The organism is Pseudomonas sp. RU47 (genome assembly GCF_004011755.1).
Lineage (GTDB): Bacteria > Pseudomonadota > Gammaproteobacteria > Pseudomonadales > Pseudomonadaceae > Aquipseudomonas.
Genome location: NZ_CP022411.1, coordinates 1,030,448 through 1,053,323 on the forward strand (window position 1 = coordinate 1,030,448; position 22,876 = coordinate 1,053,323).

Here is a 22,876-nt window from a genome sequence, read left to right on the forward strand (position 1 = left end):
TATTCGCGCGGCTGGCGCGAAAAAAGTTTTATTCTTCTTTTTCTTTCACCGGCGCCGGTGGTGGGCGCAGGCCGATTTCAGCGGTGAGCTTGATCTCTTTGCCGTTGCGCATCACCTGAATCGTCACCTTGTCCGTCGGTTTGATCCGTGCAACCTGGTTCATCGAACGACGGCCATCGCCCGCAGGCTCGCCATCGATGCTCAGAATCACGTCGCCCAATTGCAGGCCGGCCTTCTGCGCCGGGCCATCGCGGAAGATCCCCGCCACGACAATCCCCGGACGCCCGGACAGACCAAACGACTCAGCCAATTCCTGGGTCAGCGGTTGCACTTCAATGCCCAGCCAGCCACGAATCACCTGACCGTGTTCGATGATCGACTTCATCACTTCCATCGCCAGTTTCACCGGAATGGCAAAACCGATGCCCTGCGAGCCGCCGGACTTGGAGAAGATCGCCGTGTTGATGCCGGTGAGGTTGCCGTTGGCATCGACCAGCGCGCCGCCGGAGTTACCCGGGTTGATCGCCGCGTCGGTCTGGATGAAGTCTTCGTAGTTGTTCAGGCCCAACTGATTACGCCCGGTGGCGCTGATGATGCCCATGGTCACGGTCTGGCCGACGCCGAACGGGTTGCCGATGGCCAGTGCGACGTCGCCGATGCGGATATTGTCGGAGCGGCCGACGGTGATCGCCGGCAGGGTTTTCAGATCGATCTTCAACACCGCGAGGTCGGTTTCCGGGTCGCTGCCGATGACGCGGGCGAGGGTTTCGCGACCGTCCTTCAGGGCCACGACGATTTGGTCGGCGCCGCTGGTCACGTGGTTGTTGGTCAGGATGTAGCCTTCCGGGCTCATGATCACGCCGGAGCCGAGGCTCGACTCCATGCGTTTCTGCTTCGGCGAGTTATCACCAAAGAAGCGGCGGAACTGCGGATCTTCAAACAGCGGATGCGCGGGTTTGTTGATGACTTTGGTGGTGTACAGGTTGACCACCGAAGGTGCGGCGATGGTCACCGCATCGGCATAGGACACCGGCCCCTGCTGCACGCTGGTGGTTTGCGGGGCCTGTTGCAGGTTGACGTCGAGGCTCGGCAGCCCGACCCACTGCGGGTAACGCTGAATAATCAACAGAGCGATAAGCACGCCGGCCAACAACGGCCAGCCCATAAAACGCAGCGCCTTGAACATTAAGCACGTCCTGGAAGAGTTGCAGGCGGGGTCAGACCGCCCATAATGTCGCGCATTATACGAGGCCGCGCGAGCCTCTGAACGGGATATTTAGGAGTCTTTCATGGCCGTTGCCCTCAGCACCCTCGTCGAAGAAGCCGACCGTTACCTCGGCAGTGCGAAAATTGCCGATTATTGCCCGAATGGATTGCAGGTCGAGGGCCGTCCGCAAGTGATGCGCATCGTCAGCGGCGTCACGGCCAGTCAGGCGTTGCTGGACGCTGCCGTTGAGGCCGGGGCCGATCTGGTGCTGGTGCATCACGGTTACTTCTGGAAGGGCGAGAACCCGTGCGTTACCGGCATGAAGCAGCGCCGATTGAAGACCTTGCTCAAGCACGACATCAGTCTGCTCGCTTACCACTTGCCGCTGGATTTGCATCCTGATGTCGGCAATAACGTGCAACTGGCGCGTCAACTGGATATCACTGTTGAGGGCCCGCTGGATCCGGACAATCTTAAAATCGTTGGTCTGGTCGGGTCTTTGAAAGAGCCGATGACCGCGCGCGATTTCGCCCGCAAGGTGCAAGAAGTCATGGGCCGCGAACCGTTGCTGATTGAAGGTAATCCGATGATCCGCCGGGTCGGCTGGTGCACCGGCGGCGGTCAGGGCTATATCGATCAAGCCGTCGCCGCAGGCGTCGATCTCTATCTGAGCGGTGAGGCTTCCGAACAGACCTTCCACAGCGCCCGCGAGAACGACATCAGCTTCATTGCCGCCGGCCACCACGCGACCGAGCGCTACGGCGTACAGGCGCTGGGCGACTACCTGGCGAAACGTTTCGCCGTCGAGCACATCTTCATCGATTGCCCGAATCCGATCTGAATCCACCGCAAATCCCCTGTAGGAGTGAGCCTGCTCGCGATAGCGGAGTGTCAGTCACCGTTATGTCGAATGTGACAAAGCTATCGCGAGCAGGCTCACTCCTACAGGGGGGCATCGGCCGAACTGGTAGGCATATTCATATACCCTTTCGATCTAGTTGGCGTCCTGATTAGAAGAGGCCGCTGTGCTAGGATTTCTCGCTCGAACACGGCCCGCTGGCCGTTCATAAGAAAGTTTTCGTGAGTAGCCATGGTCGACAAACTGACGCATCTGAAACAGCTGGAGGCGGAAAGCATCCACATCATCCGCGAGGTGGCCGCCGAGTTCGATAACCCGGTGATGCTGTACTCCATCGGTAAAGACTCCGCCGTGATGCTGCACCTGGCACGCAAGGCGTTCTTCCCGGGCAAACTGCCGTTTCCGGTGATGCACGTCGACACCCGCTGGAAATTCCAGGAGATGTACAAGTTCCGCGACAAGATGGTCGAAGAACTGGGCCTGGACCTGATCACCCACATCAACCCCGATGGCGTGGCGCAGAACATCAACCCGTTCACCCACGGCAGCGCCAAGCACACCGACATCATGAAAACCGAAGGCCTGAAACAGGCACTCGACAAGCATGGTTTCGACGCAGCGTTCGGCGGCGCCCGTCGCGATGAAGAGAAATCCCGTGCCAAAGAGCGCGTGTACTCGTTCCGCGACAGCAAGCACCGCTGGGACCCGAAGAACCAGCGCCCGGAGCTGTGGAACGTCTACAATGGCAAGGTCAACAAGGGCGAATCCATCCGCGTATTCCCTCTGTCGAACTGGACCGAGCTGGACATCTGGCAGTACATCTACCTCGAAGGCATCCCGATTGTGCCGTTGTACTTCGCCGCCGAACGCGAAGTGATCGAGAAGAACGGCACGCTGATCATGATCGACGACGAGCGCATCCTCGAGCACCTCTCCGATGAAGACAAAGCGCGCATCGTCAAAAAGAAAGTGCGTTTCCGCACCCTTGGCTGCTACCCGTTGACGGGTGCCGTGGAGTCCGAGGCTGAAAGCCTGACGGACATCATCCAGGAAATGCTCCTGACGCGAACTTCCGAGCGCCAGGGCCGTGTCATCGACCACGATGGCGCAGGCTCGATGGAAGATAAAAAACGTCAAGGCTATTTCTAAGGGGCTGTCATGTCGCATGTTTCTGATTTGATCAGCGAGGACATCCTCGCCTACCTGGGCCAGCACGAACGTAAAGAGCTGCTGCGCTTTTTGACTTGCGGTAACGTCGATGACGGCAAGAGCACCCTGATCGGGCGCCTGCTGCACGACTCGAAAATGATCTACGAAGATCACCTCGAAGCGATCACCCGCGACTCGAAGAAAGTCGGCACCACCGGTGACGATATCGACCTGGCATTGCTGGTCGACGGTCTGCAGGCCGAGCGGGAGCAGGGCATCACCATCGATGTTGCCTACCGCTATTTCTCCACCGCCAAGCGCAAATTCATCATCGCCGACACCCCCGGCCATGAGCAGTACACCCGCAACATGGCCACCGGTGCGTCCACCTGTGACCTGGCGATCATTCTGGTCGACGCGCGTTACGGCGTGCAGACCCAGACCCGTCGCCACAGCTTTATCGCCTCCCTGCTGGGGATCAAGCACATCGTTGTCGCCATCAACAAGATGGACTTGAAGGGCTTCGATGAAGGCGTGTTCGAGTCGATCAAGGCTGACTACCTGAAGTTCGCCGAAGGCTTGAAGATGAAGCCGACCAGCATGCACTTCGTGCCGATGTCTGCCCTCAAAGGCGACAACGTGGTGAACAAGTCCGAGCGCTCGCCTTGGTACAAAGGCCAGTCGCTGATGGAAATCCTCGAGACCGTGGAAGTCGCGGGCGATCGCAACTTCACCGATCTGCGTTTCCCGGTGCAGTACGTCAACCGTCCGAACCTGAACTTCCGTGGTTTCGCCGGCACGCTGGCCAGCGGCATCGTGCACAAAGGCGACGAAGTCGTGGTGCTGCCGTCGGGCAAGAGCAGCCGGGTGAAATCCATCGTCACCTTCGAAGGTGAGCTGGAACACGCCGGTCCAGGTCAGGCTGTCACGCTGACCATGGAAGATGAAATCGACATCTCCCGTGGCGACCTGTTGGTGCATGCCGACAACGTGCCGCCGGTCACCGACAGCTTCGAAGCGATGCTGGTGTGGATGGCTGAAGAGCCGATGCTGCCGGGCAAGAAATACGACATCAAACGCGCCACCAGTTACGTGCCGGGGTCGATCGCCAGCATCGTCAACAAGGTCGACGTGAACACCCTTGAAGAAGGCCCGGCGAGCGCGTTGCAGCTCAACGAAATCGGCAAGGTGAAGATCGCGCTCGACGCGCCGATCGCCCTCGACGGTTACGAAAGCAACCGCACCACCGGCGCGTTTATCATCATCGACCGTTTGACCAACGGCACTGTTGGCGCCGGCATGATCGTCGCGCAACCGGTGACGCATGGTACTGCCACGCACCACGGCAAACTGGCGCACGTGGCCACGGAAGAACGTGCCCAGCGTTTCGGCCAGCAACCGGCGACCGTGCTGTTCAGCGGTCTGTCGGGCGCGGGCAAGAGCACGCTGGCTTATGCGGTTGAACGCAAGCTGTTCGACATGGGCCGTGCGGTGTTTGTGCTGGATGGTCAGAACCTGCGTCACGACCTCAACAAAGGTCTGCCACAGGATCGCGCTGGTCGTACCGAGAACTGGCGTCGTGCTGCGCACGTTGCGCGTCAGTTCAACGAAGCCGGTCTGGTGACGTTGGCTGCGTTCGTTGCACCGAGTGCCGAAGGGCGTGAGCAAGCCAAGGATCTGATCGGCAAGGATCGTCTGCTGACGGTCTACGTGCAGGCCTCGCCGGCTGTCTGCGCCGAGCGTGATCCGCAGGGTCTGTATGCCGCCGCTGGCGACAACATCCCGGGCGAATCCTTCCCGTACGACGTGCCGCTGGATGCCGATCTGGTGATCGACACGCAGACGCTGAGTCTGGAAGACAGCGTCAAGCAAGTGCTGGATCTACTGCGCAAGCGTGGCGCGATCTAAGCACTGAAGCAGCGGCAAGCTTCGAGTTTCAAGCTGCAAGAAAAAGCCCGCCGATGAGTAATCATCGGCGGGCTTTTTTATTCGGGCATACGGCGATTCGTGATCGTTCCCACGCTCTGCGTGGGAACGCAGCCCGGGACGCTCCGCGTCCCATCTAAAGCGGACGCAGAGCATCCAGTGAGGCATGCCCACGCGGAGCATGGGAACGATCATACGGAAGGGTATTCGCGGTGCATCTGTTCGAGCAGCGCATCCTTGTCCAGCCACAGCTGATTGATCCAGCCCTGAAACTGCAGGCGATACTCGCCGTCCTGATCGTAATTCTTGCCAATGAACTGCTGCGGAATCTTCAGCTCTTCAAAGTGCACCACCACATCGCGCACATTGCCGCAGAGCAAATCCCAGAACCCCGGACGTCCTGCCGGATAGTGGATGGTCACGTTGACGATCGACTCCAGCTGTTCACCCATCGCATCCAGCACAAAGGCAATGCCGCCCGCTTTGGGCTTGAGCAGATATCTGAACGGTGACTGCTGCTGTGCATGCTTGCCTTCGGTGAAGCGCGTGCCCTCGACGAAGTTGAAAATCCCCACCGGATTATTGCGAAACTTCGCGCAGGTTTTGCGCGTGGTTTCCAGGTCTTTGCCTTTCTTCTCCGGGTGCTTGGCCAGGTAGGCCTTGGAGTAGCGCTTCATGAATGGAAAGCCCAGTGCCCACCAGGCCAGACCGATCACCGGCACCCAGATCAGCTCCTGTTTGAGGAAGAATTTCAGCGGCTGAATCCGACGGTTGAGCACGTATTGCAGCACCAGAATATCGACCCAGCTCTGGTGGTTGCTGGTGATCAGGTACGAGTGCTGATAGTCGAGCCCTTGCAGGCCGCTGATGTGCCAGCGGGTGCGGCGAACCAGATTCATCCAGCCCTTGTTGTTGCTGATCCACGCTTCGTGGGTGTGGCTCATCAGCCAGCCAGCGATGCGCTGGGTGAGCGCGAACGGCAAGGCCTTGACCAGCGCCACGCAGAACAGAAACGAGCAGAGCAGAATCGTGTTGAGCGCCAACAGCAGCGAAGCGATCACGCCGCGCACGGGTGCAGGTAGAAAATCCAGCATTTACACATCCATAGGTCGGTTGGCGGCTTGAATCGCGGTGAGGGCGATGGTGTAGACGATGTCATCGACCTGCGCGCCGCGCGGCAAGTCATTCACCGGTTTGCGCAGGCCTTGCAGCATCGGCCCGAGGCTGACGCAGTCGGCGCTGCGTTGCACGGCTTTGTGCGTGGTGTTGCCGGTATTCAGATCGGGGAACACAAACACCGTGGCGCGACCGGCGACCTGGCTGTTCGGCGCCAGTTGCCGGGCCACGTCGGCGTTGGCAGCAGCGTCGTATTGCAGCGGACCGTCGATCAGCAGCGAGTGCTGTTGCTCGTGGGCGAGGAGGGTGGCCTCGCGGACTTTTTCGACTTCTTCGCCGGTGGCCGATTCGCCGCTGGAATAACTGATCATCGCCACGCGCGGGGTGATGCCGAATGCAGCGGCCGAGTCGGCGCTTTGCAACGCGATCTCGGCCAGTTCCGTAGCGCTCGGGTGCGGATTCATCACGCAATCGCCATACACCAGCACTTCTTCCGGGAACAACATGAAGAACACCGACGACACCAGCGTGCAGCCCGGCGCGGTCTTGATCAACTGCAGGGCCGGGCGGATGGTGTTGGCCGTGGTGTTGATCACGCCGGAAACGAGGCCGTCGACTTCATCCAGTGCGAGCATCATGGTGCCGATCACCACGGTGTCTTCCAGTTGCTGCTCGGCCATCGGTGCATTGAGGCTTTTGGTTTTGCGCAGGGCGACCATCGGCTCGACGTAGCGCTCGCGGATCAGGTCCGGATCGAGAATTTCCAGGCCCGGCGGCAACACGATGCCTTGAGCGCGGGCCACCGCTTCGACGTCCTCCGGTTTGGCCAGCAACACGCAGCGGGCAATCCCACGTTCCTGACAGATCGCCGCCGCTTGCACAGTGAACGGCTCGCTGCCTTCGGGCAGGACGATGCGTTTGTTCGCCGCTTGCGCGCGTTGAATCAATTGATAGCGGAACACCGCTGGCGACAGGCGCATTTCCCGTGGCGTGCCGCAACGCTGATGCAGCCATTTGGCGTCGAGATGGCTGGCGACAAAATCGGTGATGATCTCCGCGCGCTCGCGGTCGTCGATCGGGATTTCCTTGTTCAGGCCGTTGAGCAGGTTGGCGGTGTCGTAGGAACCGGTGCTCACCGACAACACCGGCAAACCAGCCTGCAAGGCGCCACGGCACAAATCCATGATGCGCGGATCGGGCAGGGTGTCGCTGGTCAGCAGCAGGCCGGCCAGTGGCACGCCGTTGATTGCCGCGAGGCTGACGGCGAGGATGATGTCGTCGCGATCGCCCGGGGTCACCACCAGTACACCGGGCTTGAGCAGCTCGACGGTGTTGCGCATGGTCCGTGCGCAGATGATGATTTTGGTCATCCGCCGGGTTTCGTAATCACCGGCGTTGAGCACTTGCGCGCCCATCAGATCGGCGACGTCGCGGGTGCGTGGCGCGTTAAGTTCAGGCTGATACGGAATGCAGCCGAGCAAGCGGAAATCACCGCTGCGCAGCAACGGCGAATGTTCCTTCAGACGCGTGGCGAAGGCGTCCATGCTCTCGTCGGTCTTGACCTTGTTGAGGATCACCCCGAGGACTTTCGGGTCTTTCGGCCCGCCAAACAATTGCGCCTGCAATTCAACCCGGCCGGACAGTTCGGCGAGTACTTCGTTTTCCGGCGCCGAGACCAGAATCACCTCGGCATCGAGGCTCTTGGCCAAGTGCAGGTTGACCCGTGCGGCATAACTGGCGCTGCGGGTCGGCACCATGCCTTCGACGACCAGCACGTCTTTGCCAATGGCCGCTTGCTGATACAGCGTGATGATTTCTTCGAGCAGCTCATCGAGCTGACCATCGCCGAGCATCCGCTCGACGTGGGCCAGGCCGAGCGGTTGCGGCGGTTTCAGACCATGGGTGCGCGCCACCAGTTCGGTGGAACGCTCAGGCCCGGTGTCACCCGGATGCGGCTGCGCAATCGGTTTGAAGAAACCGACTTTCAGCCCGGCGCGTTCAAGCGTGCGCACCAGCCCGAGGCTGATGGAGGTCAGACCCACGCCAAAATCGGTGGGTGCGATAAAAAAAGTTTGCATGCGAATTCTCTAAAGTTGCATGGCAATGGCGTCAGTCTATGTCTGGCTGACTACCGAAATTCAGTCGCCAAGGTTATCGCTAACCGAGCCTTGTGCGCACCAACCGCAGGCAAAGGGTTGGCCTATTTTTTCAATACGTTGCGCCGGGTCCAGCACCCAGGCGCGTGATTGCCATGGCGGTTGATGGCGCAGGTGCTGGGTGTGGCCACAGGAAAGCTCGACGACCCAGTGGCCGTCCTCGTCCTGATGGAAGCCTGCGATCGTCGAAACCCGTTTGTCCGGGTTGTGTTCGCTTTCGCGCGATTGCTTCGCTAAACTTGGCCTTTCTATATTCTTATGCAAAAGGTCTCGCCCCATGCTGATCGCCGCCAATAAGGCTGTCTCCATCGACTATACCCTGACCAACGACGCTGGTGAGGTCATCGACAGCTCCGCCGGCGGCGCTCCGCTGGTCTACCTGCAAGGCGCAGGCAACATCATCCCGGGCCTGGAAAAAGCTCTGGAAGGCAAAGCTGTTGGTGACGAGCTGGAAGTTTCCGTTGAACCGGAAGACGCTTACGGCGAATACGCCGCTGAGCTGGTCAGCACCCTGAGCCGCAGCATGTTCGAAGGCGTTGACGAGCTGGAAGTCGGCATGCAGTTCCACGCTTCGGCGCCGGACGGCCAGATGCAAATCGTCACCATCCGTGACCTCGACGGCGACGACGTGACGGTTGACGGCAACCACCCACTGGCCGGTCAGCGCCTGAACTTCAAAGTGAAGATCGTTGACATCCGTGACGCCAGCCAGGAAGAAATCGCTCATGGCCACGTCCATGGCGAAGGTGGCCATCACCACTGATTTTCTGCGCTAAGCTTCGAGTACTGGAGAGGCGCCTGCGGGCGCCTTTTTAGTCCGCGGCTGTCCTTGGTGACCTCGCCAAGTGGCTGTTTCGAGTAGAACACGGGAATCTTGGAGTTCGTCATGAGTGCTTTTCACGACCTTAAGTTGACAGCCCTGGATGGTCAGGAGCTACCGCTGGCGCCGTTCAAGGGCCAAGTCGTGCTGGTGGTCAACGTCGCCTCCAAATGCGGCTTGACCCCACAGTACGCGGCGCTGGAAAACCTCTATCAGCAGTTCAAAGGCAAAGGCTTCAGTGTGCTGGGCCTGCCGTGCAACCAGTTTGCCGGCCAGGAACCAGGTACCGAACAGGAAATTAAGGATTTCTGCAGCCTCAACTATGGCGTGACGTTTCCGTTGTCGAGCAAGCTTGAAGTCAACGGTCATGATCGTCACCAGCTCTACCGTCTGCTGGCGGGCGAGGGCGCGGAGTTTCCCGGTGATATCACCTGGAATTTCGAGAAGTTTCTGCTTGGCAAGGACGGTCGGGTGCTGGCCCGGTTTTCGCCGCGCACGGCGCCGGATGATCCGACCATTGTTCATGCGATTGAAAAAGCGCTGAGCTGACACAGCAAGATCAAAAGATCGCAGCCTTCGGCAGCTCCTACAGGTGACCTCAAAACCCCATGTAGGAGCTGCCGAAGGCTGCGATCTTTTGCTTTGCGTCTTTTAATCCTTAATCACCCAAATCAATAGTGCTGTTCAAAGGGTGCGCGCCTCCATATTATCGCCGTCATAAAGTCTTCTCTGTGGAGCCCTTCGATGCCCGTTCAAGCCTTGTTCAAACCGTTCCACCTCGGTGCCCTCGAACTGCCGACCCGCGTGGTCATGGCGCCGATGACTCGCTCGTTCTCCCCGGGCGGCGTGCCTAATTCGAAAGTCATCGAGTACTACCGTCGTCGCGCGGCGGCCGGTGTCGGCCTGATCATCACCGAAGGCACCACCGTCGGCCACATCGCCTCCAACGGTTATCCGAACGTGCCGCAGTTCTTTGGTGACGCGCCATTGGCCGGCTGGAAAAAAGTTGTCGACGCTGTTCACGCTGAAGGCGGCAAGATCGTTCCGCAACTCTGGCATGTCGGCAGCGTACGCCGTATCGGCACCGAGCCGGACGCCAGCGTGCCTGCTTACGGCCCGTCGGAAAAACTCAAGGACGGTCAGGTCGTGGTGCACGGCATGACCAAACAAGACATTCAGGACGTGATCGCCGCGTTCGCTCAAGCCGCCAAAGATGCACAAGGCATCGGCATGGACGGCGTGGAAATCCACGGCGCCCACGGTTACCTGATCGACCAGTTCTTCTGGGAGGGCAGCAACCAGCGTACCGACGAATACGGCGGCAGCCTGGCCAACCGTTCGCGTTTCGCCATCGAACTGATTCAAGCCGTACGTGCGGCGGTCGGCGAAGGTTTCCCGATCATCTTCCGTTTCTCGCAATGGAAGCAGCAGGATTACACCGCGCGTCTGGTGCAGACTCCGGAAGCGTTGGGTGAGTTTCTCAAGCCGCTGTCCGACGCTGGCGTGGATATTTTCCACTGCTCGACGCGGCGTTTCTGGGAGCCGGAGTTCGATGGTTCCGAGCTGAACCTGGCAGGCTGGACCCGCAAGCTCACCGGCAAGCCGACCATCACCGTCGGTAGCGTCGGTCTTGATGGCGAGTTTCTGCAGTTCATGGTCAACACTGACAAGGTCGCGCAACCGGCCAGTCTGGAAAACCTGCTGGAGCGCTTGAACAAGGAGGAATTCGATCTGGTGGCGGTGGGCCGTGCGCTGCTGGTCGATCCGGACTGGGCGCAGAAAGTCCGCGAAGGGCGTGAGCAGGATATTCTGCCGTTCAGCCGCGAGGCGTTGATGACGCTGGTTTAACCAGCGGCTGCACTGACGCCATCGCGAGCAGGCTCACTCCTACAATTGGAATGCATTTCCCCTGTAGGAGTGAGCCTGCTCGCGATGGCGTTCTCCAAGTCGCTTGGATTCAAGGCAATGTCTGCGCATTCGGCACCACTTGCTCCCCCACACAAGCCCCGCGCAAATGCTTTTCAAACTGCTCGATAACCGCCGGCCAGCCCTGGCGACTCGCATGCTGCCGCGCATTCAGGCGCACGCAACGCAACGTCTCATCCTCCTCCAGCAACCACGCCGCCGCCTCGCAAAACGCCTGCTCATCACCCGGCATCGCCAACACGCCGTTGTAACCGTGGCGAATGTGCTGCGCCGCCGCAGCCTGATCGTAAGCCACCACACCCAGTCCCGAGGCGAGTGCTTCCAGTACCACATTGCCGAAGGTTTCGGTCAGACTCGGAAATAGAAACAAATCTCCAGACGCATAGTGCGCCGCCAACGCCTCACCGCGCTGTGCACCGCAGAAGATTGCCTCGGGCAATTGCTTTTCCAGCGCGAGCCGTTGCGGCCCGTCACCGACCACGATCAGTTTCAGATTACGCTGTGGATAAGTGCTACGCAGTGTTTCGAAACTGCGCTTGAGCAGGCCGAGATTTTTCTCCGGCGCGAGCCGTCCTACGTGAATCACCGCAATGTCCTGCTCGGACAGGCCCCATTGCTCACGCAAGGCATTCAGCCGTTTGCTTGGATGAAACAACTGGCTGTCGACACCGCGCGACAACAGCGCCAAACGCTCGAAGTGGCGCCGCTCCAGTTCCAGGCGTTGGCTGACACTCGGCACCAGGGTCATGGCCGAGCGATTGTGAAACCAACGCAGATAATGCGTGAGCATCCGCGTCAGCAGACCGAGCCCGTACTGGCTGGTGTATTGCTGAAAGTTGGTGTGAAACCCGCTGACCACCGAAATCCCCAGACGCCGCGCCGCCCGCAGCGCCGACAACCCGAGCGGGCCTTCCGTGGCGATGTACAGCACATCCGGGCGCTGACGTTTCCAGCGCCGCAGCAGTTTGTGCATCGACGACTGACCCCATTGCAACCCTGGATAGCCCGGCAGCGGCCAGCCCCGGCACAGCAGCAACGCATCGTCTTCACTGTGTTGCGGATCGCCAGCCTGACGCGGGCGCACCAGTTCCACTTGGTGGCCACGCGCGCGCAGCCCATCGCACAAGCGGCCAAGAGTATTGGCCACCCCGTTGATTTCCGGTGGGAAGGTTTCGCTGATCAGGGTGATGTGTAGAGCTGTCGTCATGACCTCAGTGTCGGCTGAGGCCATGTCGTGCTTGTGACGTTCGGATGATGGATTTGTGACGCGCCTCGTCAGCGGCTTAGCGTTGCGTTACCAGATTCTCAGCACCACGCTCACGCACCCAGAACAACGTTGCCCCGGCCACGGCCGCCGGCATCATCAGGATGTTAACCACCGGAATCAGCAACACCAGATAGACGATTCCGCCAAAACTCATGCTCTGCCAGCGCTTCTGCCGCAGCCAGGCGAGCATTTCGTTCCAGCCCAGTTTGTGGTTGTCCGCCGGGTAGTCGATGTACTGGATCGCCATCATCCACACGCCGAACAACAACCACAGCGGTGCGGCAATGATGTTCACCACAGGGATGAACGAGAGAATGAACAGGCCGATGGCGCGCGGCAGGAAGTAGCCCAGTTTGCGCATTTCCCGTGCAAGGGTGCGCGGGACCATGGCGATCAACTCGCCCCAGCTGAACGCCGGGAAATCATCAGTGCCGCGCACCACCACTTCGACTTTCTCCGCGAGAAAACCGTTGAACGGTGCGGCGATCACGTTGGCGAGCATGGTGAAGGTGAAAAACACCATCAATGCCACCAGCACCACAAACAGCGGCCAGAGTACGTAGCTGAGGAAACTCAGCCATTCGGGCAACGACGGCATCAGCGTATCGACCCACAGGCTGAACTGGTGGCCGGCCAGATAGATCAATCCGACGAACAGCACCAGGTTGATCGCCAGCGGCAATAACACGAACAGGCGCAAGCCTGGGCTCAAGACCAGTTTGAGGCCTTCGCGCAGGTATTGCGGGCCGGACAGAACAGGGGCGGGCATAAGGTGCTCCGAGCAAGGGAAAACGCGCCGACCTTACCGACTTTGCACCGGGGGCGAAAGCGCGGCAGAGCGATCGACATTCACTGTAACAAAGACGTCCATCTCGTCATTGTGTCGGCATAGAGACCACCTATGAGCTGGATTGTTAAACCGTATTTCCTTAATCTTGCCCCCCTCGATACGCTGCACCCAACTTTTTACAGGACTGTCGAGCTCAAGCCTTCCCCAAGGTTTTCCACAGTCCTTTTTTATTCCCGCCGGCATTGCGGCGATCCGGGCCTGTTTTTCCGCCCGGTCAACAGGAGCAGGTCATGTCTGAAGTCCGTCATTCGCGAGTGATTATTCTCGGTTCCGGCCCTGCCGGTTACAGCGCTGCGGTATACGCGGCCCGCGCCAACCTCAAGCCACTGCTGATCACCGGCATGCAGGCTGGCGGTCAACTGACCACCACCACTGAAGTCGACAACTGGCCGGGCGATGTCCACGGTCTGACCGGTCCGGCACTGATGGAACGCATGCGCGAGCACGCCGAGCGTTTTGAAACCGAGATCGTTTTCGATCACATCAACGCCGTCGACTTCGCTGCCAAGCCTTACACCCTGACCGGCGACAGCGCGACTTACACCTGCGACGCCCTGATCATCGCCACCGGCGCCAGCGCGCGTTACCTGGGTCTGCCGTCGGAAGAGGCGTTCATGGGCAAAGGCGTTTCGGCCTGCGCGACCTGCGACGGTTTCTTCTACCGCAACAAACCTGTTGCCGTGGTCGGCGGCGGCAACACGGCTGTTGAAGAAGCACTGTATCTGGCCAACATCGCCAGCACCGTGACCCTGATCCACCGTCGCGAAACCTTCCGCGCCGAGAAGATCCTGATCGACAAGCTCAACGCTCGCGTGGCCGAAGGCAAGATCATCCTCAAGTTGAACGCCAACCTGGACGAAGTCCTGGGCGACAACATGGGCGTGACCGGTGCGCGTCTGAAGAACAACGACGGCAGCTTCGACGAAATCACTGTCGACGGCGTGTTCATCGCCATCGGCCACACCCCGAACACTTCGCTGTTCGAAGGCCAGTTGACCCTGAAAGACGGTTATCTGGTGGTGCAGGGCGGCCGTGACGGCAACGCGACTGCAACCAGCGTCGAAGGCATCTTCGCCGCCGGTGACGTGGCTGACCACGTTTACCGCCAGGCCATCACCTCGGCCGGCGCCGGCTGCATGGCGGCACTGGACACCGAGCGTTACCTGGACGGTCTGCAGAACGCTTCGTTCTAAGATCGCAGGCATAAAAAAACCGGCCAGATTGGCCGGTTTTTTTGTGCCCGAGAATCACAGTCACCACGGATCAAATGTGGGAGCGAGCCAGCTCGTGAATGCGGTGTATCCGTCGACATCAATGTTGAATGTCAGTCCGTATTCGCGAGCAGGCTCGCTCCCACAGGGATTTTGTGTGGATAGAGGGATCAGCGGCGGGTCAGGGGTTGCGCGGTGAATTTGACGCCGGCCAGGCCGTGTTGGATCAACGCACGAATATTGCCGTGATCACTGCCCTCAGGGGTCGCGACCACCGAACGATAATGCTCGCCGAACGCCAACAGCGCTTCCTCATCGCTCAGACCTTCCAGCAGCGCCAGACCCAAGGTCTTGCACGAACCTTCGTTCTGCCCGGCGGCACTTTCCACGCCACCGTTGTTGAACGCCTGCGGCTGATAATCGTAGCCGGCGGCGATGAAGGCCAGGGTGCCGGCGAAAGCGTGTTCGCCGCTGTTGAGGCTGGCGCGCAGGGTGTTGAGGTCACTCATGGGTTTTTCCTTTGGCGAACGCTGCTTGCTGTTCAGCGTTGGCTTCTTGCTGAAATTGGGCTTTCCACTCGGCGTACGGCATGCCGTAAACCACTTCGCGGGCGTCATCGAGGCTGACCTCGATCTGGCGCTCGTCAGCTTCGGCCTTGTACCACTTCGACAGACAGTTGCGGCAGAACCCGGCAAGGTTCATCAGGTCGATGTTCTGTACATCCTTGCGGCTGTCCAGGTGTGCGACCAGCCGGCGGAAGGCGGCGGCTTCGAGTTCGAGGCGTTGTTGCTCGTTCATGGGAGTCTCTGCGAGACAGCTTCAAGCGACGAGCTTCAAGCTGCAAGATGGTTGGCGGTGATACCAAGTTTACAGCTTGGTGCTTGAAGCTTGAAGCTCGCGGCTCGCTGCAAGCGTGATTGACACCGATTCGGCAAAACGCAGCGCATGCGGCTTGTCGACTTCGACTTCGGCGTACAGCACCGAGCCGTTGCTCATTACCAGATCGAGCAGCTCCTGAGTCAGGCGTTCGAGCAGTGCAAAGCGGTTGCCTTCGACGTGGGCGATGATCGCTTTGGTGATCGTGCGGTAGTTCAGCGCGTGGTCGATGTCGTTGTCACGCACCGCTTCCTGCGCGGCATACAGGATGGTCAGGTTGATCAGCACATCCTGCTTGTTGAGGATTTCGTCCTCGTTGATCCCGATAAAGGTGCGCAAGCGCAGATCCTTGACCCGGATGCGCGCCATTCCCGGTTGAAGTTGTGGCATTTACTTGCTCCGTCCAATCAATTGCAGGAACTCCTGACGGGTGTTGCTCGACTCGCGGAACGCGCCGAGCATGACCGAGGTGTTCATGGTCGAATTCTGTTTCTCGACACCGCGCATCATCATGCACATGTGCCTGGCCTCGATCACCACGGCGACCCCGGCGGCTTCGGTGACCTGTTGCACCGCATCGGCGATTTGCCGGGTGAGGTTTTCCTGAATCTGCAGGCGCCGGGCGAACATGTCCACCAGTCGCGCGATCTTCGACAGACCCAGTACTTTGCCCGTCGGAATATAAGCCACATGGGCCTTGCCGATGAAGGGCAACAGGTGATGTTCGCACAACGAGTACAACTCGATGTCGGCGACGATGATCATTTCGTCGCTGTCGGAGGCAAACAGCGCGCCATTGACGATCTCGTCGACGCTCTGTTCGTAACCGTGACACAGGTATTGCATGGCCTTGGCCGCGCGCAGCGGGGTGTCGAGCAATCCTTCACGATCGGGATCTTCACCGAGGCCGATGAGGATTTCGCGGTAATTCTCGGGCAGTGAGCGGGCCATGGAAATCCTCGCAGGCAGGCGTTATTTGAGGTGCCGTCCGCCGTTGACGGTCAGGGTCGTACCGGTGACATAGGGGTTGTCGAGCAGATAGCGCAGGCTCTGGTAGACCACTTCGCTGCCGGGTTCGATGCCCAGCGCGGATTTGGCCAGGGCCTTGGCGCGGTACGCCGCGTCGTCGTCGGGATTGAACAATAGCAGGGCTGGTGCGATGCCGTTGACCTTGATCGCCGGCGCATAGCGAGCGGCGAAGGACAGCGTCAGGCTGTCGAGCCCGGCTTTGCTGGCGCAATAGCCGATGTGCTTGCTGCTGCCTTTGCGAGTGACATCGTCGCTGATATGGATGATGTCGGCGGGCGTCGAGCGCTGCAGCAATTCGCCACAGTGCAGATTGATCAGATACGGCGCGAGCATGTGCAGGTTGAACATGCGCGTGAACGCTTCGGCTTCGCTGTCCGGAATTTCGGCCAGCCACTCGGAGGCGTTGTGCACGATGGCGCGCAGGCGGTCGGTGTGGGTTTTCAGTTCGTTGATGAAGGCGAGAATCCCGGCTTCGCTGGAGAAGTCCGCGAACAGGCCGGCGGCGCCCAGATCTCGTAGCGTCTGTACGCCGGGGCGTTCGCTGCGGTAGGTGAAGATGACGCGATAGCCGTCCTCGAGTAACCGCTGCGCGCAATGCAGGCCGACACGCTGGCCAGCACCGGTGATGAGGATCGGGGCGGAGGAATCAGGCATGAACGGCTCGCATCGAGGTGGGAGCAAAAACTATAACAGCGACATGGCTTGCCCACCTATCGTCGGCTGTCCCCATTACTGTGGGAGCGAGCCTGCTCGCGAAAGCGGTGTCTCAGTCGACATCAATGTTGAAGGTCAGTCCGTATTCGCGAGCAGGCTCGCTCCCATACAGAGATCATCGATTCTGTGCGGAAGACGTCACTGGCAACGGGCGCACCGGCGTGCTGTTCAGCCAGTTCGCGAGCAACCGCGTCGACAGCGGAATAAAGAGGTAAACCATCAGCGGCGTCAGGCACGCCGTGCTGATCAACACACGCGGCAACAAACTCATGTCAGCGAGCAACGGCCCGAGGACAAAGTTGAACAGCAATGACACCGGAAAGAACGCCAGCCAGATCGCGACAGCCTGCTTCCAGCGCGGTGGCCGCTGACCGGCTGCGCCAAACCAGCCTTCGATGCCGCTGACCCGATGTTCCTTGGGGTGGGCAAACAGGTCGCTGCCACGATCCAGCCACGCCGTGCGCGAAGCCGAATGCTCCCACGCATGCAGCGTCTGTTCATCGACGAAACGGAAAATGATTTGAAACTCGTTATCACCGGGCGGCGGAGCGAGCACGCCAGAGCCGAGATAACCGGGAAAGTCAGTGGCCAGTTGTTCGCCTTCGCGCAGCCAGGCGATCAAATCCTGATAACGGCCGTCGGCGACGCGACGGGCAACCATCAGCGTGACGGGGGAAGTAGACATTTTGTATCTCCGTATTTCGAGTGCGTCACTCCGGGTAGGAGTTTCGCCTGACGCAGAGCCGGGGTAGAGGCCTGCGTTTTTCAACAAGCAAGGATTATTCCGGTTTTTCACGATTAAACCAGCGACTTTCGTCGCATTTCATCACTTGAACCCCATTGGGGCATAAGCGTTAGAATGGGATCCAATTGAACCGACATGGAAGTTGAACGCCATATGCCTGTCATCACGGATGCAAGCCCCGCTTCGCAGGCATCTGTCGCGCTCGAGCGTGCCGATCTGTTCCCGATCCGTGAGGTCGCACGCCTGACCGGTGTCAACCCGGTGACCTTGCGTGCCTGGGAGCGGCGCTATGGTTTGATTCAGCCAACGCGCACCGAAAGTGGGCATCGGCTCTATTCGATGACCGATATCGAGCGCGTGCGCAGCATCGTCGACTGGATTGATCGCGGTGTCGCCGTGAGCAAGGTCGGCAAGATCCTCGCCAAGACCGAGCCGATGAAAGTGCTGGCGCACATCATCCCCGATGATCTGGTGCAGGCCGATTACCTGCAGTGGCAGGAGCAGATTCAACAGGCGGTCAGTGCATTTGATGATCAGCAAATGGACCGCGTCTATGGGCAGATTTTCTCTTCCTACGCACTGCCCGTGGTATTTCAGGACATCCTCATGCCGTTGTGGCTGCAATTGTTGCAGCGCCAGGAGGCTTTCGGGCAAACCAGCGAGTGGCTGTTCTTCGATGGATTCCTGCGGGCGCGGGTGTTGCAGCGGATTGTCATGCTGCGCGGCACGCAACCGCGTCGAGTGATCGTCAGCGCGCTGGCCGGGCAATGTCGGGAACTGGAATTGCTGGTGGCGGCGCTGTTTCTCAGCGATAGCAATGCCGGTGTCAGGGTGTTGACCACGGGGCAGCCGTTCGATGAATTGACGCTGGTGTGCGAAAAGATCAAACCTGATGCACTCGTGCTGTTTTCCAATCATGCGCCCAGCGCCGAATTGCCTCGACGTCTGAACCGGTTGGCGTTAAGCCTTGATTGTCAGTTGATGCTAGCGGGCGATGCTTCAGATCTGGCGCAGGACAGTCTGGCCGGCTCCTCTGTTGCATGTCTTGGAAACGAAGGCGCGAGCATGCGTCAGCGCATGCTGCAGTTTCTTGCAGGGAATCTTGATACCTGAAACTCAGGTGTGAAGGGCAGGATGCGTCAGGCGATGTTGCTGCAGGATGAACTGACGCAGCCGTTCGGTTTCGTCGGTATCGGTCTGGCTCAACTCGTAGGCGTAGAAACCGCTTTCGGTTTCACGTTCGAAATTACCGCGCAATGAAATCCGCTCATAACCCGAAGGGCTGAACCACAACGCGAAATGTTTGGGTGGTTTGGTCTTGTTGCGCACTTCCAGCAGCACACCTTTGTGCGAAACCTCGTGCACAAACAACATGCCCGGCTGGCCTTTGGCGTTTTCCAGAGCTACTGGCTCTTCGAGAGTCAACCGCCATGGCCGCACCATCGGGCCGTCTTCATAAATGCTCGGCACGCCAAGACGCAGATGCAACGCGTGAAACTCGTCTTCCACCAGATGCAGCGGGAAGGTCATCTGCTGGTTTTCGAAGTTGGCCTGAATGGTCACTTGCTCGTGAGCGGCCAGGCGGGTGAGCAAATCGCGGATCTGCGAACCGCCGTTAACCAGCAGACTCGACGTCGCATCCCGCACGTTCAGTTGCGGGTTGTGTTGCATGGTCTGGATGAAATCCAGCTCGTCCTGAGTGAGGAGGGCGTCGCGCTGCATGGCTAACTCAAAAGATATAGTTACAAAGTTATTGGTGATTGTAGTTAATGACAATTAGTTCGCGATTTTGTTTTGACCGTTTGTCGTTTTCACCGCAGCCAGTTCAGCTTCGAGGGCCGCGACCTGAGCTTCCAACTGCGCCACACGCTGCTGAGCCTTGACCTGAACAGTCACGTCTTTTTGTACGCCGACGAAATAAGTCTGACCGTCGTCGGCGTTTTTCACCGTTGAAAGCGACAGTTCATTCCAGAACGGCGTGCCGTCCTTGCGATAGTTGCGCAGGATTTCCCGGCACGATCCGCCGCCGCGCAACGTGTCGCGAATCAGCTCCAGGTTCTCCTGGTCGCGGTCCCCGGACTGCAGGAAACGGCAGTCCTGATAGAGGATTTCTTCGCTGGTGTAGCCGGTCAGACGTTCAAAGGCCGGATTTACATAAATCAGGATGTTGTCCTGCTCACCTTCTTTTTCAGCGACCACGATGCCGTCGTTCGACGCGTTGATCACCATTTGCAACAAGCTTGCGTTGATCATCTTTGAATCCTTTCAGAGTTGTCAGTGGCTCGCATTCTAGAAGAACCGTAGGCGCTGTCTACTGGCCATTATCGCCAGTTGAGATTCAATCGCAGCTTTGCGTTGGAGGCTGTTACTATCGCCGCTCTTTTTTTCAGTTTCAGGATCAGATTGATGAAAGTCGCCATCCTCTCCGGTTCGGTCTACGGCACCGCCGAAGAAGTCGCCCGTCACGCCCAGAACCTGTTGAAAGCCGCCGGCTTCGAAACCTTCTACAACTCGCGTGCGAGCCTCGCCGACATTCAGGCGTTCGGCCCCGAAGCATTGCTCGCAGTCACCTCGACCACCGGCATGGGCGAATTGCCCGACAACCTGCAACCGCTGTATTCGGCGATTCGCGACCAGTTGCCAGCGGCATTGCTCGGTTTGCCGGGCGCAGTGATTGCCTTGGGCGACGCCAGTTATGGCGACACCTTCTGCGGTGGTGGCGAGCAAATGCGTGAGCTTTTCGGCGAACTGGGTGTGCGCGAAGTACTAGACATGCTGCGCATCGACGCCAGCGAAAGCGTCACTCCGGAAACCGACGCCGAGCCTTGGCTGGCGCAGTTGATCGACGCGCTCAAGGGCTGATCGGCCGTTCTCGCAGCAAGTCCAGCCACGCCTGCGCCGCTTTCGACAAGTACGCGCCCCGGCGCCAGATGAACGCGATGTCCCAGCGCAGATAATCCGGCGCGCGCAAGGCCAGGCGTACAACGCCTGGCCGCACCAGACCGCGCGCGACCACGCTGGGCAACAGCACCACGCCTTGCCCCGCGGCCACCAGCGCCGCAAGAAAGTCTGCCTGACCGCTGCGTCCGCCTTCCTTCGGCGTGAAACCCAGTTGCTGACACGCCTGCAGCAAGCGGTCGTTGAGCACGAAACTGCGTTGATAGAGCAGAAAGGGCGTCTCGGCCAATTCCTCCAGACCAATCTCGCCCCGATCGGCCAGCGGATGATCCACCGGCAGCAGGGCGTCGAGTTGCTCATCGCAAAACGGCTGCCAGTCGAATTGTGGATCCTTGGGCAACAGACTGCCGCCCAATTCCAGCTCCCCGCTCAACACTGCCTGCTCGATATTGCGACTGCCACCCTCCAGCAATTGCACGCTGATATTCGGATAGCGCCGACGGTACTCGGCAAACAGTCCGGCGAACAGCGCGTCACTGCCCAGCAGTGGCAGGCCGAGACGTAACTCTCCACGCGCCAGATGACTGAGGTCGTCCAGTTCAACCAACAGCTCGTTGCGTAAACGCAGCATCGCTTCAGCGCGTTGCAGTACCACGCTGCCAGCGGCGGTCAGGCGCAACTGCGAACCGAGCCGTTCGAGCAACGGCGTGCCGAGGCTCTGCTCCAGTTGTGCGATTTGTTTACTGACCGCGGACTGGCTGATGTGCAGGGTTTTTGCGGCTTGAGTGAAACCGCCCTGGTGCATGACTTCGACAAAACTGCGCAGCTGTTTGAATTCCATTGCCTGATTCCATTTTGGAATGGTGTTGAGTCTAACAATTCGCTTCGGGGATGGCAGGCCGCTTCGTAAAATAGGCCCCTGTCAGGAGCACAATCATGAACGCCGCCCGTCTCAAACACTTTTTCCGTCTCTTTGTCGAACTCGCCGTATTACTCGGTCTCTACCTGCTCGGCTGCCAACTCGCCGCATGGCTAACCTGGCCGATTCCCGGCGGCGTGATCGGCATGGCGCTGTTGCTGTTGGCCTTCGCTTTCGGCTGGGTCAAACCGGCGGCGCTGCAATTGGGCGCGGGTTTGCTGATGGCCGAGATGCTGCTGTTTTTCATTCCGGCACTGATGAGCTTGCTCGACTACGGCGCGTTGCTGCGCAATGACGGCTGGCGGATTTTGCTGGTGATCGCGGCCAGCACTTTGATGGTGATGCTGGTGACTGCGTTCACCGTGGAACTGGCCGTGCGCGCGAGGCGTTCCCATGAAGCTTGAATGGATGCCGATGTTCTGGCTCGCCTTCACCTTGTTGGCGTATTTGTTCAGCCGCTGGATTTATCGGCGCACCGGCCGCTACGTGTTGTCACCGCTGATTCTGGTCCCGGCGCTGTTGCTGGCGCTCGCCGTGCCGCTGCACACCGCGTATGCCGAGTATTCGAGCAACACCCACTGGCTGATGCTGGTGCTGGGCCCGGTGACCGTCGCCTTCGCCGTACCGATCTGGCAGCAACGCCGATTGTTGATGCGGCACTGGTCGGCACTGATGCTGGGCATGGTTGCCGGCAGTGCGGCATCGATTGGTACGTCGTTCGGTCTGGCCAAAGCATTGGCGTTGGACAGTTCGGTGACAATGTCACTGGTGCCGCGCTCGATCACCACACCGTTCGCCATGCCGCTGGCGCAAAATCTGGGGGGCGTGCCGGAGTTGACGGCGGTGTTCGTGATGTTCACCGGCGTGTTCGGTGCGATGCTCGGCGGCGTGCTGTTGAAGTGGTTGCCGTTGCGCAGTGCCTTGGCGCGCGGGGCGCTGTTCGGGGTTGGCGCGCACGGTGCCGGCGTCAGTCGCGCCCATGAAGTGGGCGGCGAAGAGGGCTCTGTCGCCGGGCTGGTGATGGTATTGACCGGCTTGCTCAATCTGTTTGCCGCACCTTTGTTGGCGTCGTTGCTTTGACATGGATCCAAGCTGTTTGCATGAGTGACCCGCTCAGTCATCAAGCTGGCTGCCAATGCAACTACGCGATCCTCTGCGCCTGACTAGACTGCTCACACGTGCAGAACAATAAGAACGCAGAGGTGCAT

The 22,876-nt window shown here is 59.5% G+C and carries 26 protein-coding genes; 11 read left to right on the plus strand and 15 right to left on the minus strand.

Annotated elements, in window-relative coordinates:
• Positions 1-28: 28 nt before the first annotated feature.
• Complete coding sequence (algW, locus tag CCX46_RS04515; protein WP_016987037.1) at positions 29-1,186, minus strand: Do family serine endopeptidase AlgW; 1,158 nt, start codon at positions 1,184-1,186, stop codon at positions 29-31.
• A gap of 103 nt (positions 1,187-1,289) precedes the next feature.
• Here algW and CCX46_RS04520 point away from each other — a divergent pair, with 103 nt between their 5' ends.
• From CCX46_RS04520 to cysN, 3 genes are all read left to right on the plus strand, one after another.
• On the plus strand, positions 1,290-2,048 hold the full coding sequence (locus tag CCX46_RS04520) for a Nif3-like dinuclear metal center hexameric protein (protein ID WP_127925847.1): 759 nt from the start codon (positions 1,290-1,292) through the stop codon (positions 2,046-2,048).
• 249 nt (positions 2,049-2,297) lie between these two features.
• Positions 2,298-3,215, plus strand: coding sequence for a sulfate adenylyltransferase subunit CysD (gene cysD, locus CCX46_RS04525; protein ID WP_007912374.1), 918 nt, complete (start codon positions 2,298-2,300; stop codon positions 3,213-3,215).
• Positions 3,216-3,224: 9 nt separating this feature from the next.
• Positions 3,225-5,123 (plus strand): sulfate adenylyltransferase subunit CysN, encoded by a 1,899-nt coding sequence (gene cysN, locus CCX46_RS04530; protein ID WP_127925848.1) that lies wholly within the window; start codon positions 3,225-3,227, stop codon positions 5,121-5,123.
• A 209-nt stretch (positions 5,124-5,332) separates the two neighbouring features.
• On the opposite strand, the gene CCX46_RS04540 is transcribed toward cysN, so the two are convergent.
• The 3 genes from CCX46_RS04540 to CCX46_RS04550 are packed head-to-tail and all read right to left on the minus strand — an operon-like array spanning position 5,333 to position 8,722.
• Positions 5,333-6,235: an acyltransferase gene (locus CCX46_RS04540; protein WP_127925850.1), complete on the minus strand. Its 903-nt coding sequence runs from the start codon at positions 6,233-6,235 to the stop codon at positions 5,333-5,335.
• The gene (pta, locus tag CCX46_RS04545; protein ID WP_127925851.1) at positions 6,236-8,335 is read right to left on the minus strand and encodes a phosphate acetyltransferase; all 2,100 of its coding nucleotides are present in this window, start codon (positions 8,333-8,335) and stop codon (positions 6,236-6,238) included. It lies immediately after the preceding gene.
• 60 nt (positions 8,336-8,395) lie between these two features.
• A complete protein-coding gene (locus CCX46_RS04550) occupies positions 8,396-8,722 on the minus strand; it encodes a DUF3565 domain-containing protein (RefSeq protein WP_093436299.1) in 327 nt (108 codons plus the stop codon).
• On the opposite strand from CCX46_RS04550, the gene CCX46_RS04555 reads away from it, so the two are divergent.
• The 3 genes from CCX46_RS04555 (at position 8,691) to CCX46_RS04565 (ending at position 11,081) form a co-directional block, all read left to right on the plus strand.
• Positions 8,691-9,176, plus strand: a complete 486-nt coding sequence (locus tag CCX46_RS04555) for an FKBP-type peptidyl-prolyl cis-trans isomerase (protein ID WP_007912368.1) — start codon at positions 8,691-8,693, stop codon at positions 9,174-9,176. The genes CCX46_RS04550 and CCX46_RS04555 overlap by 32 nt on opposite strands.
• A gap of 123 nt (positions 9,177-9,299) precedes the next feature.
• Positions 9,300-9,782, plus strand: a complete 483-nt coding sequence (locus tag CCX46_RS04560) for a glutathione peroxidase (RefSeq protein ID WP_127925852.1) — start codon at positions 9,300-9,302, stop codon at positions 9,780-9,782.
• Between the two features lie 195 nt (positions 9,783-9,977).
• Positions 9,978-11,081, plus strand: coding sequence for an NADH:flavin oxidoreductase (locus CCX46_RS04565; RefSeq protein WP_127925853.1), 1,104 nt, complete (start codon positions 9,978-9,980; stop codon positions 11,079-11,081).
• 109 nt (positions 11,082-11,190) lie between these two features.
• Here the strand turns inward: CCX46_RS04565 and CCX46_RS04570 are convergent, their stop codons facing one another.
• Both CCX46_RS04570 and cysZ read right to left on the minus strand, forming a co-directional pair.
• Positions 11,191-12,390 (minus strand): glycosyltransferase family 4 protein, encoded by a 1,200-nt coding sequence (locus tag CCX46_RS04570; RefSeq protein ID WP_127925854.1) that lies wholly within the window; start codon positions 12,388-12,390, stop codon positions 11,191-11,193.
• Between the two features lie 52 nt (positions 12,391-12,442).
• Entirely contained in the window at positions 12,443-13,195 is a 753-nt protein-coding gene (cysZ, locus tag CCX46_RS04575) for a sulfate transporter CysZ (protein WP_038357552.1), read from the minus strand.
• A 311-nt stretch (positions 13,196-13,506) separates the two neighbouring features.
• On the opposite strand from cysZ, the gene trxB reads away from it, so the two are divergent.
• Positions 13,507-14,469: a thioredoxin-disulfide reductase gene (gene trxB, locus CCX46_RS04585; RefSeq protein WP_103305131.1), complete on the plus strand. Its 963-nt coding sequence runs from the start codon at positions 13,507-13,509 to the stop codon at positions 14,467-14,469.
• Between the two features lie 188 nt (positions 14,470-14,657).
• Here trxB and CCX46_RS04590 read toward each other — a convergent pair whose 3' ends face one another.
• The 6 genes from CCX46_RS04590 to CCX46_RS04615 form a co-directional block, all read right to left on the minus strand.
• Positions 14,658-14,996 (minus strand): HopJ type III effector protein, encoded by a 339-nt coding sequence (locus tag CCX46_RS04590; RefSeq protein WP_127925855.1) that lies wholly within the window; start codon positions 14,994-14,996, stop codon positions 14,658-14,660.
• Positions 14,989-15,285, minus strand: coding sequence for a DUF1244 domain-containing protein (locus CCX46_RS04595; RefSeq protein WP_034154503.1), 297 nt, complete (start codon positions 15,283-15,285; stop codon positions 14,989-14,991). The genes CCX46_RS04590 and CCX46_RS04595 overlap by 8 nt, the downstream gene beginning before the upstream one ends.
• A gap of 69 nt (positions 15,286-15,354) precedes the next feature.
• Positions 15,355-15,753 carry a dihydroneopterin triphosphate 2'-epimerase gene (gene folX, locus CCX46_RS04600; protein WP_127925856.1) on the minus strand — a complete coding sequence of 133 codons (399 nt, stop codon included), beginning with the start codon at positions 15,751-15,753 and terminating at the stop codon, positions 15,355-15,357.
• Positions 15,754-16,314: a GTP cyclohydrolase I FolE gene (gene folE, locus CCX46_RS04605; RefSeq protein ID WP_127925857.1), complete on the minus strand. Its 561-nt coding sequence runs from the start codon at positions 16,312-16,314 to the stop codon at positions 15,754-15,756.
• 21 nt (positions 16,315-16,335) lie between these two features.
• Positions 16,336-17,046 carry a dihydromonapterin reductase gene (gene folM, locus CCX46_RS04610; RefSeq protein ID WP_127925858.1) on the minus strand — a complete coding sequence of 237 codons (711 nt, stop codon included), beginning with the start codon at positions 17,044-17,046 and terminating at the stop codon, positions 16,336-16,338.
• Between the two features lie 175 nt (positions 17,047-17,221).
• The gene (locus CCX46_RS04615; protein ID WP_127925859.1) at positions 17,222-17,791 is read right to left on the minus strand and encodes an antibiotic biosynthesis monooxygenase; all 570 of its coding nucleotides are present in this window, start codon (positions 17,789-17,791) and stop codon (positions 17,222-17,224) included.
• 213 nt (positions 17,792-18,004) lie between these two features.
• Between CCX46_RS04615 and CCX46_RS04620 the strand changes: the two genes are divergently transcribed.
• A complete protein-coding gene (locus CCX46_RS04620) occupies positions 18,005-18,964 on the plus strand; it encodes a MerR family transcriptional regulator (protein ID WP_127925860.1) in 960 nt (319 codons plus the stop codon).
• 3 nt (positions 18,965-18,967) lie between these two features.
• Here CCX46_RS04620 and CCX46_RS04625 read toward each other — a convergent pair whose 3' ends face one another.
• Entirely contained in the window at positions 18,968-19,573 is a 606-nt protein-coding gene (locus CCX46_RS04625; protein WP_127925861.1) for a hypothetical protein, read from the minus strand.
• A 54-nt stretch (positions 19,574-19,627) separates the two neighbouring features.
• Positions 19,628-20,104 (minus strand): PAS domain-containing protein, encoded by a 477-nt coding sequence (locus tag CCX46_RS04630; RefSeq protein WP_127925862.1) that lies wholly within the window; start codon positions 20,102-20,104, stop codon positions 19,628-19,630.
• A gap of 153 nt (positions 20,105-20,257) precedes the next feature.
• Here CCX46_RS04630 and CCX46_RS04635 point away from each other — a divergent pair, with 153 nt between their 5' ends.
• Positions 20,258-20,713: a flavodoxin gene (locus CCX46_RS04635; protein ID WP_127925863.1), complete on the plus strand. Its 456-nt coding sequence runs from the start codon at positions 20,258-20,260 to the stop codon at positions 20,711-20,713.
• Here CCX46_RS04635 and CCX46_RS04640 read toward each other — a convergent pair.
• Entirely contained in the window at positions 20,703-21,590 is an 888-nt protein-coding gene (locus CCX46_RS04640; protein WP_127925864.1) for a LysR family transcriptional regulator, read from the minus strand. The genes CCX46_RS04635 and CCX46_RS04640 overlap by 11 nt on opposite strands.
• A 95-nt stretch (positions 21,591-21,685) precedes the next feature.
• Here CCX46_RS04640 and CCX46_RS04645 point away from each other — a divergent pair, with 95 nt between their 5' ends.
• Together CCX46_RS04645 and CCX46_RS04650 are read left to right on the plus strand one after the other, a co-directional pair.
• A complete protein-coding gene (locus tag CCX46_RS04645; RefSeq protein ID WP_127925865.1) occupies positions 21,686-22,072 on the plus strand; it encodes a CidA/LrgA family protein in 387 nt (128 codons plus the stop codon).
• On the plus strand, positions 22,062-22,748 hold the full coding sequence (locus CCX46_RS04650; protein ID WP_053117198.1) for an LrgB family protein: 687 nt from the start codon (positions 22,062-22,064) through the stop codon (positions 22,746-22,748). The genes CCX46_RS04645 and CCX46_RS04650 overlap by 11 nt, the downstream gene beginning before the upstream one ends.
• Positions 22,749-22,876: the final 128 nt, after the last annotated feature.

Bases quoted from the DNA above. Each gene is read 5' to 3' on its own strand.
- CCX46_RS04555 (WP_007912368.1), top strand. From the start codon at position 8,691: ATGCTGATCGCCGCCAATAAGGCTGTCTCCATCGACTATACCCTGACC.
- CCX46_RS04570 (WP_127925854.1), bottom strand. From the start codon at position 12,390: ATGGCCTCAGCCGACACTGAGGTCATGACGACAGCTCTACACATCACC.
- CCX46_RS04550 (WP_093436299.1), bottom strand. From the start codon at position 8,722: ATGGAGACAGCCTTATTGGCGGCGATCAGCATGGGGCGAGACCTTTTG.
- CCX46_RS04565 (WP_127925853.1), top strand. From the start codon at position 9,978: ATGCCCGTTCAAGCCTTGTTCAAACCGTTCCACCTCGGTGCCCTCGAA.
- CCX46_RS04590 (WP_127925855.1), bottom strand. From the start codon at position 14,996: ATGAGTGACCTCAACACCCTGCGCGCCAGCCTCAACAGCGGCGAACAC.
- folX (WP_127925856.1), bottom strand. From the start codon at position 15,753: ATGCCACAACTTCAACCGGGAATGGCGCGCATCCGGGTCAAGGATCTG.
- CCX46_RS04620 (WP_127925860.1), top strand. From the start codon at position 18,005: ATGCCTGTCATCACGGATGCAAGCCCCGCTTCGCAGGCATCTGTCGCG.
- pta (WP_127925851.1), bottom strand. From the start codon at position 8,335: ATGCAAACTTTTTTTATCGCACCCACCGATTTTGGCGTGGGTCTGACC.
- folM (WP_127925858.1), bottom strand. From the start codon at position 17,046: ATGCCTGATTCCTCCGCCCCGATCCTCATCACCGGTGCTGGCCAGCGT.
- CCX46_RS04615 (WP_127925859.1), bottom strand. From the start codon at position 17,791: ATGTCTACTTCCCCCGTCACGCTGATGGTTGCCCGTCGCGTCGCCGAC.
- CCX46_RS04635 (WP_127925863.1), top strand. From the start codon at position 20,258: ATGAAAGTCGCCATCCTCTCCGGTTCGGTCTACGGCACCGCCGAAGAA.
- folE (WP_127925857.1), bottom strand. From the start codon at position 16,314: ATGGCCCGCTCACTGCCCGAGAATTACCGCGAAATCCTCATCGGCCTC.
- CCX46_RS04640 (WP_127925864.1), bottom strand. From the start codon at position 21,590: ATGGAATTCAAACAGCTGCGCAGTTTTGTCGAAGTCATGCACCAGGGC.
- CCX46_RS04595 (WP_034154503.1), bottom strand. From the start codon at position 15,285: ATGAACGAGCAACAACGCCTCGAACTCGAAGCCGCCGCCTTCCGCCGG.
- CCX46_RS04645 (WP_127925865.1), top strand. From the start codon at position 21,686: ATGAACGCCGCCCGTCTCAAACACTTTTTCCGTCTCTTTGTCGAACTC.
- CCX46_RS04625 (WP_127925861.1), bottom strand. From the start codon at position 19,573: ATGCAGCGCGACGCCCTCCTCACTCAGGACGAGCTGGATTTCATCCAG.
- algW (WP_016987037.1), bottom strand. From the start codon at position 1,186: ATGTTCAAGGCGCTGCGTTTTATGGGCTGGCCGTTGTTGGCCGGCGTG.
- CCX46_RS04560 (WP_127925852.1), top strand. From the start codon at position 9,300: ATGAGTGCTTTTCACGACCTTAAGTTGACAGCCCTGGATGGTCAGGAG.
- cysZ (WP_038357552.1), bottom strand. From the start codon at position 13,195: ATGCCCGCCCCTGTTCTGTCCGGCCCGCAATACCTGCGCGAAGGCCTC.
- CCX46_RS04650 (WP_053117198.1), top strand. From the start codon at position 22,062: ATGAAGCTTGAATGGATGCCGATGTTCTGGCTCGCCTTCACCTTGTTG.
- CCX46_RS04520 (WP_127925847.1), top strand. From the start codon at position 1,290: ATGGCCGTTGCCCTCAGCACCCTCGTCGAAGAAGCCGACCGTTACCTC.
- CCX46_RS04630 (WP_127925862.1), bottom strand. From the start codon at position 20,104: ATGATCAACGCAAGCTTGTTGCAAATGGTGATCAACGCGTCGAACGAC.
- cysD (WP_007912374.1), top strand. From the start codon at position 2,298: ATGGTCGACAAACTGACGCATCTGAAACAGCTGGAGGCGGAAAGCATC.
- CCX46_RS04540 (WP_127925850.1), bottom strand. From the start codon at position 6,235: ATGCTGGATTTTCTACCTGCACCCGTGCGCGGCGTGATCGCTTCGCTG.
- cysN (WP_127925848.1), top strand. From the start codon at position 3,225: ATGTCGCATGTTTCTGATTTGATCAGCGAGGACATCCTCGCCTACCTG.
- trxB (WP_103305131.1), top strand. From the start codon at position 13,507: ATGTCTGAAGTCCGTCATTCGCGAGTGATTATTCTCGGTTCCGGCCCT.